Here is a 13,980-nt window from a genome sequence, read left to right on the forward strand (position 1 = left end):
TCTTGAAAAGCCTTTCCTATGAAGAAAAAAAGATTTTCAGGAGATCAGAATCTCACAGAAAATCAACGTTTTTTTTGTATTCTTTTAGGAGCAGTTTTTACTCTTACTTTAAATCTTTTTTGGGATTTAGTATTTTTACGCATATTTATGAATATTTCGTAACTAAATATAGCCAATTTTTCGATTAAAACAAATACTTTTACTAAAAATTAAAGATTAAATTTTATTAAAAAACATGACTGTGAAAACTGTATTAATGTATCTCCTGAAAGTGATAGGAATTATTTTAGGAATTGTGATTATTTATGTCATCCTTGGGCTGCTGATTCCTTATATTCCTGTTTCTGCAAAAGATGATGGTCAGAAGAAAGAGATACCGATCTATATTTATACCAACGGAGTACATACCGATATCGTAATGCCTGTAAGAAATGATCTGCAGGACTGGAGTCTGAAAATTCCTTTTGCCAATACAAAATCAAAAAAGACAGATTATCAGTACATCGGAATAGGATGGGGAGACAAAGGATTCTACCTTGATACACCTACCTGGGCAGATCTGAAATTTTCAACAGCTGTAAAGGCTGCATTCTGGCTAAGTGATTCTGCGATGCATTGTACTTATTATAATACTATGAAAGAAGGAGATGATTGTAAAATGATCATGATCAGCAGAAGCCAGTACGAAAATCTTGTAAAGTATGTAGAAGATAAATTTGACAGAGATCAAAATGGAAACTTCATGCTGATCCCTACCAATGCTGTGTATAGTGATAATGACGCTTTTTACGATGCTAAAGGTACTTACAGCTTTCTTTATACATGCAATACCTGGTCAAATAACGCTTTAAAAGCGGCAGGACAAAAAGCTGCACTTTGGACACCTTCAGATTTCGGAATTTTTCAACACTATAAATAATACATGAAGAGGATTTATCTGTTTTTCATCGCCTTTTGGATATGTTCATGTTCTCAGGAAAGAAAAACCAATACAATAAATGCAGCAGCAATACCTGTCGTTGCAGAAAAACGACCGGAGGCCGATCTTTCCAAACTCAAAATAAAAGCAGAGGAAGCTTTGAAATTCTGTGCTTCAAAGAACTTTAATAAAGATTTCTGTATCCTGATTGATATGAGTCTTCATTCAGGTGTTAACCGTTTTTTTGTTTGGGATTTTAAAAATAATAAAGTTTCAAAAAAATATCTGGTAGGGCATGGCTGCGGTTCTAATGCTTGGAGTAAAGATCAATCTAAAGCAAATGCCGGATTCAGTAATGAAGACGGAAGCCACCTTTCATCTCTGGGAAAATATAAATTGGAAGGAAGGGGTTACAGCGATTGGGGAATCAATATCAAATACCTGATGCATGGCTTTGAAGAAACCAACAGTAATGCATTAAAAAGATTCATTGTCTTTCATTCCTGGAATATGATGAGTGATAATGAAGTATTTCCAAAAGGGTCACCGGAAGGCTGGGGCTGCCCCACCGTTTCTAATAACGCAATGAAGGAAATTGATCCGATGATTCAGAAATCAGGAAAACCTGTACTGATGTGGATTTATAATTAAATCTTTGTCATACATTTGTTTCATACAATCTTCGGACTTATGAAACATACGCTTTTCCGTGAACAACAGCTCAATTGTGATATAGAAACTGCCTGGAAATTCTTTTCTTCAGCTAACAATCTTTCAGAAATTACTCCGAAAGACATGGGCTTTATTGTATTAACGGAAATGGAAGATGATGAAATCTATGAAGGAATGACCATCGATTATTATGTTTCCCCATTATTCGGAATTAAAATGAAGTGGAAGACTGAAATAACTCAGGTTGATTTCCAGAAAAGCTTCACCGATTTTCAGAAAAAAGGCCCGTACAAACTATGGAACCACCACCATGAATTTATTCCCAATGCCGAAGGCGTTCTGATGAGAGACACTATAGATTATGAACTTCCCATGGGATTTTTAGGTGAAATTGCACATCGCCTTTTCGTAAGAAAAAAACTGGAACATATTTTTGATTACCGCTTCAGAATATTGAGTAAATCGTTTTAATGATTCAATAGAAACGGGCTATAATCCTGAGCCTAGACGAAGGGAGTTCCGTTTAATAAAAAAACAAAATTTCAATTGGCTTCAGCCAAAACCTAATATTTTAACGAAGAAATAATGGCATTAGCTATATTTACAAAGGAAAATGCTAATTTTTAAGATGAATAATAGTGATATTTTCGTTCTGTGTATGCTATTTTCTATTTGCTTGTTGAATATGGCGGTACTTTCTTAATGATAGATTATAGCCATATATTTTTCTATCGTATCAAGTGTTCTAGTTCTATTATTTTATTCCTGTTTTTTATCAAATACTAAAATACGCCAAGTTCTGTCGCCGGGTGTAAATAATTTTACATCAAAACAAAATAAACTTTAATACATTTTAAACAGTATTCAATTATTAATAGTATGATTTAAAGCATATCACATTAATTTAATTGTCATGTCTTAAAAAGTGTTAAATTCGCGCAGTTTTAAATAAACGGATTAATAACTTTAAAAAACAACATTGAAATGAGAAAACTTTATCTCGGTGCGCTTACTGTATGCGTAACCTTGAGCATGTCTGCTCAGCAAGTGGTATGGCAAAAAGATATCAAATCCTCTACCCAGGATTTTCTAAACCAGGTCACCACAACTATCGATCAACAGTATTTGATCACAGGAAGCTCAATTCAGAGTAATAAACAGCAGACTTCTACAAGTAAGCAAAACAACGGTTACGATTTTCACCTGGTAAAACTGAATCAGCAGGGAGAAGAAGTTTGGGAAAAATATTTCTCAGGACATAATCATGATTATCTATCAGCAACAGTTACTACTCAGGATGGCGGATTTTTATTAGCCGGAACCTCTTATTCAGGAAAAGGACTGGATAAAAAAGAAGATTCCAAAGGAGGATCTGATATCTGGCTGATCAGAATCAATGAATTTGGAGACGAATTATGGCAGAAAACCTTAGGAAGTTCTTCTGATGAAGAAGCCAGAGCTGTGATTCAAACAACAGATTTAGGATTCTTTATTGCTGGTAATGTACAGAATTCTTCAAAAGGCTATGGTTCCAAAGATGTCTGGATTACAAGACTAGATAAAGACGGAAAAGAACTCTCCCAATTAATTTTAGGTGGAAAAGGTTTAGATGAAGTTGAAAAAATGATTCCAACGAAAGATGGAGGAGCATTATTGGGTATCTATTCAAGGAGTTCCGAGGTTCGTGTTTCGGGATCTGAAAAAGGTTCCGAGATGCGAGGTGCAGGTTCTGTGTCCAACGTTCAAAACTCGAATCTCGTATCCCGAAATGCAAAATCCACGGAAAACTTCGGCGAAGGAGATTACTGGATTGTTAAGCTAGACAAAACCGGAAAAATAGAATGGGAGAAGAATTTCGGAGGGAAAGCAGATGATCATATCAGAACATTGGCATTAACTTCAAACGGCTTTATCATTGGCGGAGAATCAAGATCAGAAAGATCGGGAAATAAGACTGTAGGTACTGAAGAAGGAACAGATCTTTGGTTAATTGCTTTAAATGAAAGAGGGGATGAACAGTGGCAGAAATCCTACAATTTCAAAAACCGTGATATTTTGATGGGAATAAGTGTTCTGCATTCAGCAGATGACAAATTATCTAAAGGCATTCTATTAGGAGGTTATACCCAAGCTGAAGGAAGAATCCAAACTGATGATGAAACTTTTTGGATGTTATATCTCGATCAAAACGGAAATGAACAGTGGAGAAAACATGTGAAAGGAGAATCCAGACAAAAAGAGGAAAGACTTTCCGATTTAAAACTCAATAGAGACGGTTCAATTGTTCTGGCCGGAACCAGTGCAGAAGAATTAGGCAAAGAAAACTGGAAGATTGTAAAACTGGGAGACAAACAGGTTGATCAACTGATTGAAAAATATGATATTAAGATCTATCCAAACCCTGTTTCAGATTATGCTTACGTAGAAATTGGTTTTGATTCTTCGACAGGCTCAGAACAGGGCTTCAAAGATGCTGATATTCTGTTGTACGACATGAGTGGAAGACAGCTGCAAAGTATTAAAACAAAGAACAAAGTGACCAAAATCAATACTCAGGCTTTGGTTCAGGGAGCTTATTTGATCACTATAAAAACTGATAATAATAAAACGGCAAACGCCAAATTAATCAAGAAATAAAACCATGTTTAAGAAAATTACTTTAGCTCTGATTTTTCTAATCTTTAATTTAGGAAAATCGCAGATTGAAAGGAATTATGGGGATACAGCCCAGCCTGTACCATCAGCTTCTTCTTTTTCGTCTTATGTAAACACTCCTGTCTCTTTATCTACTGGTGTTCCCAATATTGGAATTCCCTTATTATCATTACCTACGGGAAATAAAGACTTTGAGATTGCTACATCATTGAACTATCATACCTATAATACAGGACAGGATATGCCCGCTAGTGAAGTTGGTCTTGGGTGGTCTCTTTTAAAAGGAGGTGCTGTTATTTCAAGAGTAATTAATGGATCTGTAGATGAATTCAATTATGATGCTACAAAATCAAGTTACAAAAAGAATTTATTTGATGACATTTATTATTATGATTTACCGGGTAATTCAGGAAAATTTAAATTTGTCAGAGATACCATTAACAATACTTTTACGCTGAATAATATTTCAGGAAGTAATGTTAAAATAGAATACACAAGAGATTCTAATACTGCGACACTTGTCCTTAACTCTTTTAAAATAACTGACAGCAAAGGATTTAAATATGTGTTTGAGGATTACAGTGTTGCAAGATTTGATACAAGTCCTAAAGGTTTCAATTATAAATCTGCCTTCTATTTAACAAAGGTTATTGATGAAAATAATATTACGATAGCTAGTTTCAACTACCAGAAAAACAGTAAAAATGTAGATAATAGTAGTATTTTATTATATCAGAACTGTAAGATGGAAAGTATTACTACTTCCTATGGAAAAATCACTTTTGAAAATGTATACAAAGGAATTACTGATGATGACCCTTATATTATCAGAAGCATTAGTTTGTTAGATATGTCGTCTCATCTAATTACTAAGTATAGTTTTGACTATGAGAGTTTTTCGAGTTCCACTTATCCAGTTAATGTTAATAAAGGAAAAAGAACACTATTATCTATTCAAAAACTAGACAGGAATCAAAACGTTATTGAAAGAAGGCAATTTACATATGATGAGGCAGGTTCAGAAACCAATTATGGAGCTTCTCCAAATCCTGACGAATACGGGAATTTTTTGTGCCCTGACAACGCAAAAACTAATCCTAAAACATATACCTTAGGACTCCTCAAAAAAATGACTTTACCTGAAGGGGGATATGTAGTATATAATTTTGAGGCTAATGAAGTTTATGAAAATAAAAATAATTCACAACTTAACACCAATCAAATTACCGATCCTACGCTACAATATTTAAGTCTTACCAATACAGTTAATTATAATACAAATAACAGTAGGAGTTATACATTTCAGGTATCAACGTCGCAACGTTTTTTTATTAAACTTTTAATTGATGAGGTTTACGAAATCGTAAACATTCACGGCAATATTATTCTCCCGCCAACCTATAAATTACTAAGATCAACAGGAAATGAAGTTATAGGAGTTGCTAATGGCTGTTCAGAAAATGTTAAATATTATAATTTAACCCCTGGAACCTATACATTGCAAATCAGTGGAAACGGGAATGGAAGCATCCAAAATTATATAATCTCAAACTTATCTACTCCATACAAAAATACTACTCCATCGAAAATAGGAGCCCGAATTGCCAATATAAAATATTACGATGCAGATAATACAGTAAAAAAAGCCATGTCTTACAAATATGATTCATTCAATAATAATGATTCTAGTGGAAAGTTATTTTTTGGAGAAGTCTGCAATGAAGAGTCTGGAAATCTGAATCAAACTGTATTGTATAGTAACGTAAAGGAGATATATGAGGGAAGCTCAGGAAATCTGGGTTATACCTAATATTATTTTAAAACCCCGGATGATTATACAAGCAGTAATACCCTGTATAAACCTTACTATAACATTGTTTCTTCGGGGCTTTTAATAAAAAAAGAAATGTTTAACCAACAAAATCAGATGCTTTCGAGCGAGAGTATGGAGTATGAATTGGCAGAAATACCGAGTGCAGGCGAATACTATTTATGTATGGGATATGTTTCAAAAGCTGCTTGGTTAAAATCAACTACAACAACATCTAAAACATTTTATTCCAATGGAAGCAGCTTGAAAGATATTACTGAAACTACTTTTAACGCTTCTAATTTCCAGCCTGCTTATACAAAGAATACTTCTCCGGATGGAAAAATTACAGAAAAAAGCATAAAGTACCCATTTGATCTTTCAATTACCCGTTTGATTAATGCCAATATGCTTTCAATTCCTATTCTGTTAGAAACCAAAATAAATGGAAGCATCACCAGCAAAGGAGAAACCAAATATGATTCTGCGGATCATCTGAATCCTTCTTCTGTGGTTACTTACGATTTGAAAAACATGGCACCTGTTACAATAATGACATTTAATAAATATGACAGTAATGGAAATTTGGTGGAAATAACAGGAAAAAATGGAATTCCTACTACTACAATATGGGGTTACTATCAGACCCAGCCTATTGCTCAGATTACAGGGGTAACTTACAATCAGATCTCTACTTTACCGTCCGTTCTTGCTGCTGTAAATGCATCTAATGCGGATGCGGATAATCCTGCTAATGAAGTGTCTTTATTGCAGGCTTTAGAAAACTTACGAAAAGATCCTGCATTACAGTCAAAACCGGTTGCTGTTTATACTTATGATCCACTAATTGGTACTACACAAACAGTTTCGGCCAATGGTGTAAAATTGACCTATGTATATGATATCTCAAACAGGTTAATAAAAACAATAGATTCAGAAGGTAAAACAATTAAAGAATATCAATATAATTATAAACACTAATACCGATGAAAAGAATTTTAAATATATTCAGTATTTTATGGATATCGGGATATTCTTATGCACAGACCCTGAATGCTACCATTACTGAAAATTATGTATACACCAAAACTTGTCTTGATGGAGACTGCATTAAAAAGTCAGAAGCAATACAATACTTTGATGGTCTTGGAAATGTAAAGCAAACGGTAGCAATTAAGGCTACGCCATCCGGAAAAGATATCGTTAATCATATAGAGTATGATGCATTTGGAAGAGTAGCTAAAGAGTATCTTCCAATCCCACAGAATACAACACAGAATGGGGCTTTTTATACAGCTCCGTTATCCAATGCTTCCGCAGTATTTGGGCAGGAGAAAATTTATTCGGAAAAACAGTTTGAAAATTCTCCTTTAAGCAGGGTTGATAAGATTACGCCTTTAGGAAATGATTGGACACTGCATCCTGTACAGATGGAATATAGTGCAAATATTGCCGGAGAAGTGAAAAAATATACTGTTATCAATTCCTGGGTTGATGAAGCGACTTATTCTGAATTGGTTGAAAGTGGAACTTATGGGCCTGACCAACTGATGAAGACATCCTCCACAGATAGTGATGGTAATACTACAATTGAATTTAAAAATACTACAGGGCAAACTCTTCTTATCCGTAAAAATGATGGAACACAGAATATAGACACTTATTACGTTTATAATGATTTTGGAATGCAGGTATTTGTGATTACACCATTAGCCGCAAAAGCAGCAGTAGATCAGAATGCATTGAACAACCTTTGCTATCAGTATCGGTATGATAGTTTAGGAAGGCTGGTAGAAAAAAAACTTCCAGGAAAAGATTGGGAATATATGGTATATGATAAGGCTGACCGACTAATTCTTTCCCGTGACACCAATATGAAGCAAAATAACCAATGGATGATGACCAAGTATGATGAATTTGGAAGGCTAGCCTATACGGGATTTATAAACGGGGGAGATAGAGCTGCGAGGCAAAACGATCTGAAAAATATTATCATTACTGAAAAAAGAGATACAACTGGTTTTTTCAGGAGCGGGACTGCGGTTTATTATACAGAGAGTTATTTTAACAGTGAAACACCGGTAATTCTAAGTGTCAATTATTATGATACTTATCCACAAGGAACTCCTCCTAAACCAGTTCCTATTTTCGGACAGGATGTAATATGGGATAATATGAGTGCTTCTCAAAATACCAAAAACCTTCCCACTGCTTCTTATGTAAAGAATATTAATAATGATAACTGGACTTACAACTGGACCTGGTATGATTCTAAATCGAGGATTATAGGAAGCCATACGATCAATCATTTGGGAGGATATACGAAAACAGAAACAAAATTAGATTTTGCAGGTACTACCATTCAAAGTAAAGTCTATCACAAAAGATTACAAAGTGATCCGGAAAGAATTATCACCCAATTTTTCGACTATGATAATCAGAACAGGCTATTGGTACACAGGCATCAGGTTGATAATAATCCAATAGAAATTCTGTCTCAGAATGAATATAATGAATTATCTCAGCTGAAAAATAAAAAGGTAGGAGGAACAAACCCTTCTACACCTCTTCAAAGTATAGACTATGCTTATAATATCAGAGGTTCTCTCATTAAGATCAATGATCCTGTTAATCTGAACGGGAAATTATTCGGATATGGAATCAAATATAACAATCCTGAATATAGTAATGTGGGTTCAGGAAAATACAATGGAAGTATTGCTGAAATAGACTGGCAGAATGCTTCGGAAAACGTACAGAAAAGATATACCTATACCTATGACGGGCTGAACAGGCTGAAGGATGCTGTGTATTCTGAACCAGGAACTACTGCACCGTTTAACAATTATTATAACGAGCATCTAACTTATGACCTGAACGGAAATATTAAAACCTTAAAAAGAAATGCTTTTCCTGTATCTGGAACAACAGCTACACAAGTAGATGATTTGGTGTATGATTATACCGGAAACCGCTTGACTAAAGTAACGGAGAATGCACTGAATGATTCGGGGTATGAAGGGGGAAATAATACCATTACTTATGATGTAAATGGAAATATGAAAGATATGCTGGACAAAGGAATACAATCTATCAGCTATAATTTCCTTAACCTGTCTGATACTTTCACCATTGTACAAAATGCATTTGGGAATCCTATTAATAATAAGCTTAATTACTTATATCGTGCAGATGGAACCAAATACAGAAAAATCTATACTGTTACAACAACAGGAAGGGTGGCAAGAACGACTACTCAAACCACAGATTATCTGGATGGATTTCAATATACTTTTGAAGAAGGAACTACCTGTGTAACATGTAGAACAAGTAATGCTTATGAAGAACAGGCTTACAAAGGGATTTCTGATACAGGAAAAGTGATTGCACCACAATGGAATCTTGATTTTGTAGCTACGGCGGAAGGCTATTACAGTTTCACAGAAAACCGTTATATTTACCAGTATAAAGACCACCTTGGAAATACCAGGGTAAGTTTTGCAAAAGACAGCGCAGGCGATCCTGAAATTTTAGATACCAATAATTATTATCCTTTCGGATTAAATCATATAGGGAATACATTTTCTCCGTTTGGAAGCTTCTATAGCTACAAATACAACGGGAAAGAATTGCAGGAAAGTGGTATGTATGATTTTGGAGCAAGAATGTATATGCCGGATTTGGGTAAATGGGGCGTAATAGATCCATTAGCCGAGGGATTCAGACGATTTAGCCCTTATCATTACGGAGCAGATAACCCCGTAATGTTTACTGATCCTGATGGGATGAGAAACAAACCATATGAGGGAGGATTAGAAATCAATATACCTGATGGCTCATGGTGGTTTGCAGCGGCAGGTGGAAATTTCACATCGGGATATATAGAAAATAATTGGATTGGTAAACGAACCGGAGGTGGGGCTACAGCGACTTTTGGAGAAACGCAAGCTTATAAAGATATAATGGCTTATCTTAATGATCCTGGGACTAACTATTTCAAAGAAATTGATTTTTCACATTTTGCAGATGGACTTAAGATTATTTCACGAGAAGAATGGGGGGCTAGAAATCCTATTAAAAAAGGTAGAAGCTGGGAGGGGGTACCAGTTAGTTTAGCAGCTTATTATGATACAATCACTATACATCATTCAGGTAATAGACATAATTATATGAATATCCAACAATTGCAAATAGAAGAACAAGCAGCAGGTTATGCTGACATACCATATCATTTTGCGATAGATAGTCAAGGGAATATTTATGAAGGAAGACCTATATATATAAAAGGTTCACACGTTGAAGGTGCTAATACATCAAATATAGGAATTGTTTTAATGGCAGATCTTGATCATCAAGATAAAGGGCTTGTATTTAAAAAATTTTTAATAGAAAAATACTATTTTGGAAGTGCTGAAGCCAGTCCAAAAATGAGACAATCATTAACAAATCTAGTTAATTATTTAAATAATCAATATGGAATTCAATATCTTGGAGGACATATAGAAAAAATTAATAATCGCTATTGCCCGGGTGATGAAGGTATGAAAATAGTAAGGGGTTTAAGAGAAAAATTTCATATGCAAATTCCAATAAAACAATAAGAAACAATGAAAATAATTTTTTATCTAATTAGTTTAATAACATTAATTATAATATTACTGACTCCTGATTTTTTTCATGATGATGCAACTAAATCATTTGATAAATTAGTTTTTTTTGGTACAATATTAAATGTAATTTTTGGAAGTATAAAAAAAATAAGAATTAAAAAATATAACTTTTACATTCTTTCCTTATTACAGTTATTTTATTGTCTAATTACTGTCAGTGGAAACGATGAGATTGATTTTTATTGGCTTAGAATGACTAGTTTTTTTTCACAAGAGAATAACTTTTTTAATAATAAATTTCTAAGTTCAATAGAAACTTTAATGTATTATATTGTCCTAATTATTATTATTTTACATTTGAGGAATCTTTTTTTGATTCTTTTTCAATTTTTTTTAAAAGATAAACAGAAAAAGGTTATATAAGATGATTTACTGCTAGTTGAAGTGGTAATGTTTCAAATGTATTAGTGAAAAATTAGGGTATTGATTTCAATACCCTAATTTTGAATCTTACCTAAAAATACCCGCGACAATGCGAAAGATCTTGAAGAAAGGAACTATTATCCTTTAGGATTAAACTATATTGGAAATATATTTTCTCCGTTTGGAAGCTTCTATAGCTACAAATACAATGGGAAAGAATTGCAGGAAAGTGGTATGTATGATTATGGAGCGAGGATGTATATGCCTGATTTGGGAAGATGGGGCGTAATAGATCCATTAGCGGAAGGGTTCAGACGATTTAGCCCTTACCACTATGCAGCGGATAATCCTGTTATGTTTACTGATCCTGATGGGATGAGAAACAAACCGTATGAGGGAGGATTAGAAATTAATGTGCCGGATGGCTCATGGTGGTTTGCAGGAGGAAGTGGAAATTTCACCTCAGGATATGTAGAGAATAACTGGATTGGTAAACGAACCGGAGGTGGGGCTACAGCGACTAATATCATCATTAATTTTATAAGAGGAGATAAAGAACATCTTGGAAATTTTATTAATAGTGATCTTGAAAAAAATGGATGGCATGTGATTGATGCTTCAAGCTTAAAAGATGCTTTAGAAAAATTAACAGCATATTTAGGAAGCAACCTTGTTGATAATATCTACATTAATGCCCATGGTTTAGCCAGTGAACGTTATGTGCTTGATGAAAATGGACAAGCTACTCGTGACCCAAGCTCCGGTAAATATATGATGGTAGGAGATACAGGCTTTCATACAGCTAATGATAAAATTTTAGGAAGCCATATGCAACAGTATATATCTGATAAAAGTAAATTGGCTGCGGAAACAAGAAATAGTATAGAAAGTCTTATTGGAATTGCCAAATATGTTAAAGAAGGTAAGAATCTGATTATGGGATCATGTTGGTCTGTGAGATATGATGATCTTTTCGGAACAGGAATTTCTTCAATTATAAGATCAAGAGATGTTTTTGTGAATAGAGATTATTCAAGTTTGTGGCCAAATAGTCAAGGAACTATAAGATTTCAAGATTTTATTGGCTTTAATCAAACTTCACAGAAAAATTATGAAAAGGGATGGGTTTGGTATAGAGATGGTGAAGCTACTCAAAGAAATTTTAATATTATAATGACAAAATATGGAGTTAAAACAATTAAATAAACTAACAATTTTATTAGCTTTAATTATAAACATAAATGCATTTTCTCAAATGAAAATGGCAGATATAGAGAATAAACAATTTTCAGTTAATTCAAAGACTCAAAAACAGAATCTTATAAAAATATCTGATGATAACAATTATAGTATTTATTATATTTTAGATCGAAGAAGTTTTGATTTAAAATTAGGTTCAGGTATTAGTGACAAAGCAAATATTATCTTCTTTTCTAAAAAATATAATAAAGGTATACTTACTCTATTCCGACAAAGCATATATCATAAAAAGAAAAATATTTATAATATTACCTTATATACAGGTTCGGCAGATAATTATATGTTTGTTTCTTCAATGGCTGTACTAGATAAAGATTTCAATTATGAATATTTTATAAAATATCATTACATGCCACCACCTCCACCTGAAAATGAAGTTTATAAATCGTGGATTACGATACAGAACACTAAAAATTATTGCAATTTAATAGACATAGATCTAAAAGGTAATGCTATTTACGAAAACATAAATGATATTTTAAGTAATATTTCGAAGGTACCTAAAGAGAATAGTTTTGAACAAAAATGTAATTCTGTAATTTATGATATTGATCTAAAAGATTTTTTCCCTGAAAAGATCATTAAATAAATTTTTAGTGAGAGATATGTATAAACATTATAAAAACCATTGCAATTGCAGTGGTTTTATTTTCTTGTTTTACAAAGCTTACTACTTTTGGATTGATAGCAATAAAAGGACGGGTTTGGTATAGAGATGGAGCAGCTACTCAAAGAAATTTTAATATTATAATGACAAAATATGGAGTTAAAACAATTAAATAAACTAACAATTTTAATAGCTTTAATTATAAACATAAATGCATTTTCTCAAATGAAAATGGCAGATATAGAGGGTAGGCAATTTTCAATTGATTTAAAAACAGAAAAAAGAAATGTTATAAAGATATTAGATAATAACAATTATAGTGTGTTTTATATTTTAAATAGGAAAAAATTTGATTTTGATAAAAAAAATATAAATATTGATTTGGTAAATCTAATTTTCTTTTCTAAAAAATACAATAAAGGAATACTTACTCTATTTCGACAAAGCATATATCATAAAAAGAAAGCTATTTACAATATTACTTTATATACAGGTTTAGTAGGTAATTATATGTTTAAACCTTCAATGATAATAGTTGATAATAATTTTAATTATGAATACCTAATGATGTACAGTTATATTCATCCACCATATGATATAAACACATATAAGTCTAGTATTTCAATACAGGATAATATAAATCGTTGTAATATAGTACACATAGATCTAAAAGGGAATGCTGTTTACGAAAATATAGATGATATTTTAAGTAATATTTCAAAGGTACCTAAAGAGAATAGCTCTGAAAAAAAATGTAATTCTGTAATTTATGATATTGATCTAAAAGATTTTTTCCCTGAAAAGATCATTAAATAGATTTTTAGCTAGAGATAAAAGTAAAACATTATAAAAGCCATTGCAATTGCAGTGGCTTTTATAATGTTTACTGTTTTTTTACATTTTTTAAAATTAAACCAAAAATATTTGGAATAAGAATGAAGTTTTTATCTAGTTAACAAAAATATTGATACTTTTTATTTTTAGTATTGCAGGAATCCAAATTCTAATAAATAGCATTACTCAC

General features: G+C 32.7%; 10 protein-coding genes. All 10 read left to right on the forward strand.

What is annotated here, in order from left to right; translation table 11 throughout:
* Nucleotides 1-235 precede the first annotated feature (235 nt).
* The 10 genes from LKL37_RS00750 to LKL37_RS00795 all read left to right on the forward strand — a co-directional run bounded on the left by LKL37_RS00750 (nucleotide 236) and on the right by LKL37_RS00795 (nucleotide 13,772).
* Nucleotides 236-919 (forward strand): TIGR02117 family protein, encoded by a 684-nt coding sequence (locus tag LKL37_RS00750; protein ID WP_431608679.1) that lies wholly within the window; start codon nucleotides 236-238, stop codon nucleotides 917-919.
* 3 nt (nucleotides 920-922) lie between these two features.
* Nucleotides 923-1,570, forward strand: a complete 648-nt coding sequence (locus tag LKL37_RS00755) for a murein L,D-transpeptidase catalytic domain-containing protein (RefSeq protein ID WP_431608680.1) — start codon at nucleotides 923-925, stop codon at nucleotides 1,568-1,570.
* Between the two features lie 39 nt (nucleotides 1,571-1,609).
* Nucleotides 1,610-2,062: an SRPBCC family protein gene (locus tag LKL37_RS00760; protein WP_431608681.1), complete on the forward strand. Its 453-nt coding sequence runs from the start codon at nucleotides 1,610-1,612 to the stop codon at nucleotides 2,060-2,062.
* Between the two features lie 513 nt (nucleotides 2,063-2,575).
* Nucleotides 2,576-4,228 carry a T9SS type A sorting domain-containing protein gene (locus tag LKL37_RS00765; RefSeq protein WP_431608682.1) on the forward strand — a complete coding sequence of 551 codons (1,653 nt, stop codon included), beginning with the start codon at nucleotides 2,576-2,578 and terminating at the stop codon, nucleotides 4,226-4,228.
* 4 nt (nucleotides 4,229-4,232) lie between these two features.
* Nucleotides 4,233-6,056, forward strand: a complete 1,824-nt coding sequence (locus tag LKL37_RS00770) for a hypothetical protein (RefSeq protein ID WP_431608683.1) — start codon at nucleotides 4,233-4,235, stop codon at nucleotides 6,054-6,056.
* 96 nt (nucleotides 6,057-6,152) lie between these two features.
* Nucleotides 6,153-7,037, forward strand: a complete 885-nt coding sequence (locus LKL37_RS00775; protein WP_431608684.1) for a hypothetical protein — start codon at nucleotides 6,153-6,155, stop codon at nucleotides 7,035-7,037.
* Nucleotides 7,038-7,042: 5 nt separating this feature from the next.
* Nucleotides 7,043-10,657 (forward strand): DUF6443 domain-containing protein, encoded by a 3,615-nt coding sequence (locus LKL37_RS00780; protein WP_431608685.1) that lies wholly within the window; start codon nucleotides 7,043-7,045, stop codon nucleotides 10,655-10,657.
* Between the two features lie 600 nt (nucleotides 10,658-11,257).
* Nucleotides 11,258-12,295, forward strand: coding sequence for an RHS repeat domain-containing protein (locus LKL37_RS00785; RefSeq protein ID WP_431610423.1), 1,038 nt, complete (start codon nucleotides 11,258-11,260; stop codon nucleotides 12,293-12,295).
* Nucleotides 12,273-12,938 carry a hypothetical protein gene (locus LKL37_RS00790; RefSeq protein WP_431608686.1) on the forward strand — a complete coding sequence of 222 codons (666 nt, stop codon included), beginning with the start codon at nucleotides 12,273-12,275 and terminating at the stop codon, nucleotides 12,936-12,938. Before LKL37_RS00785 ends, LKL37_RS00790 begins: the two co-directional genes overlap by 23 nt.
* A gap of 171 nt (nucleotides 12,939-13,109) precedes the next feature.
* Nucleotides 13,110-13,772: a hypothetical protein gene (locus tag LKL37_RS00795; RefSeq protein ID WP_431608687.1), complete on the forward strand. Its 663-nt coding sequence runs from the start codon at nucleotides 13,110-13,112 to the stop codon at nucleotides 13,770-13,772.
* The last annotated feature ends 208 nt before the right edge of the window (nucleotides 13,773-13,980 follow it).

It is taken from the genome of Chryseobacterium sp. 'Rf worker isolate 10', assembly GCF_050753305.1.
Classification (GTDB): Bacteria; Bacteroidota; Bacteroidia; order Flavobacteriales; family Weeksellaceae; genus Chryseobacterium.

What these genes read in the sequence shown, in the direction of transcription:
- LKL37_RS00795 (WP_431608687.1), top strand. Translation starts at nt 13,110, where the DNA reads ATGGAGTTAAAACAATTAAATAAACTAACAATTTTAATAGCTTTAATT.
- LKL37_RS00790 (WP_431608686.1), top strand. Translation starts at nt 12,273, where the DNA reads ATGGAGTTAAAACAATTAAATAAACTAACAATTTTATTAGCTTTAATT.
- LKL37_RS00780 (WP_431608685.1), top strand. Translation starts at nt 7,043, where the DNA reads ATGAAAAGAATTTTAAATATATTCAGTATTTTATGGATATCGGGATAT.
- LKL37_RS00755 (WP_431608680.1), top strand. Translation starts at nt 923, where the DNA reads ATGAAGAGGATTTATCTGTTTTTCATCGCCTTTTGGATATGTTCATGT.
- LKL37_RS00760 (WP_431608681.1), top strand. Translation starts at nt 1,610, where the DNA reads ATGAAACATACGCTTTTCCGTGAACAACAGCTCAATTGTGATATAGAA.
- LKL37_RS00775 (WP_431608684.1), top strand. Translation starts at nt 6,153, where the DNA reads ATGTTTAACCAACAAAATCAGATGCTTTCGAGCGAGAGTATGGAGTAT.
- LKL37_RS00770 (WP_431608683.1), top strand. Translation starts at nt 4,233, where the DNA reads ATGTTTAAGAAAATTACTTTAGCTCTGATTTTTCTAATCTTTAATTTA.
- LKL37_RS00750 (WP_431608679.1), top strand. Translation starts at nt 236, where the DNA reads ATGACTGTGAAAACTGTATTAATGTATCTCCTGAAAGTGATAGGAATT.
- LKL37_RS00765 (WP_431608682.1), top strand. Translation starts at nt 2,576, where the DNA reads ATGAGAAAACTTTATCTCGGTGCGCTTACTGTATGCGTAACCTTGAGC.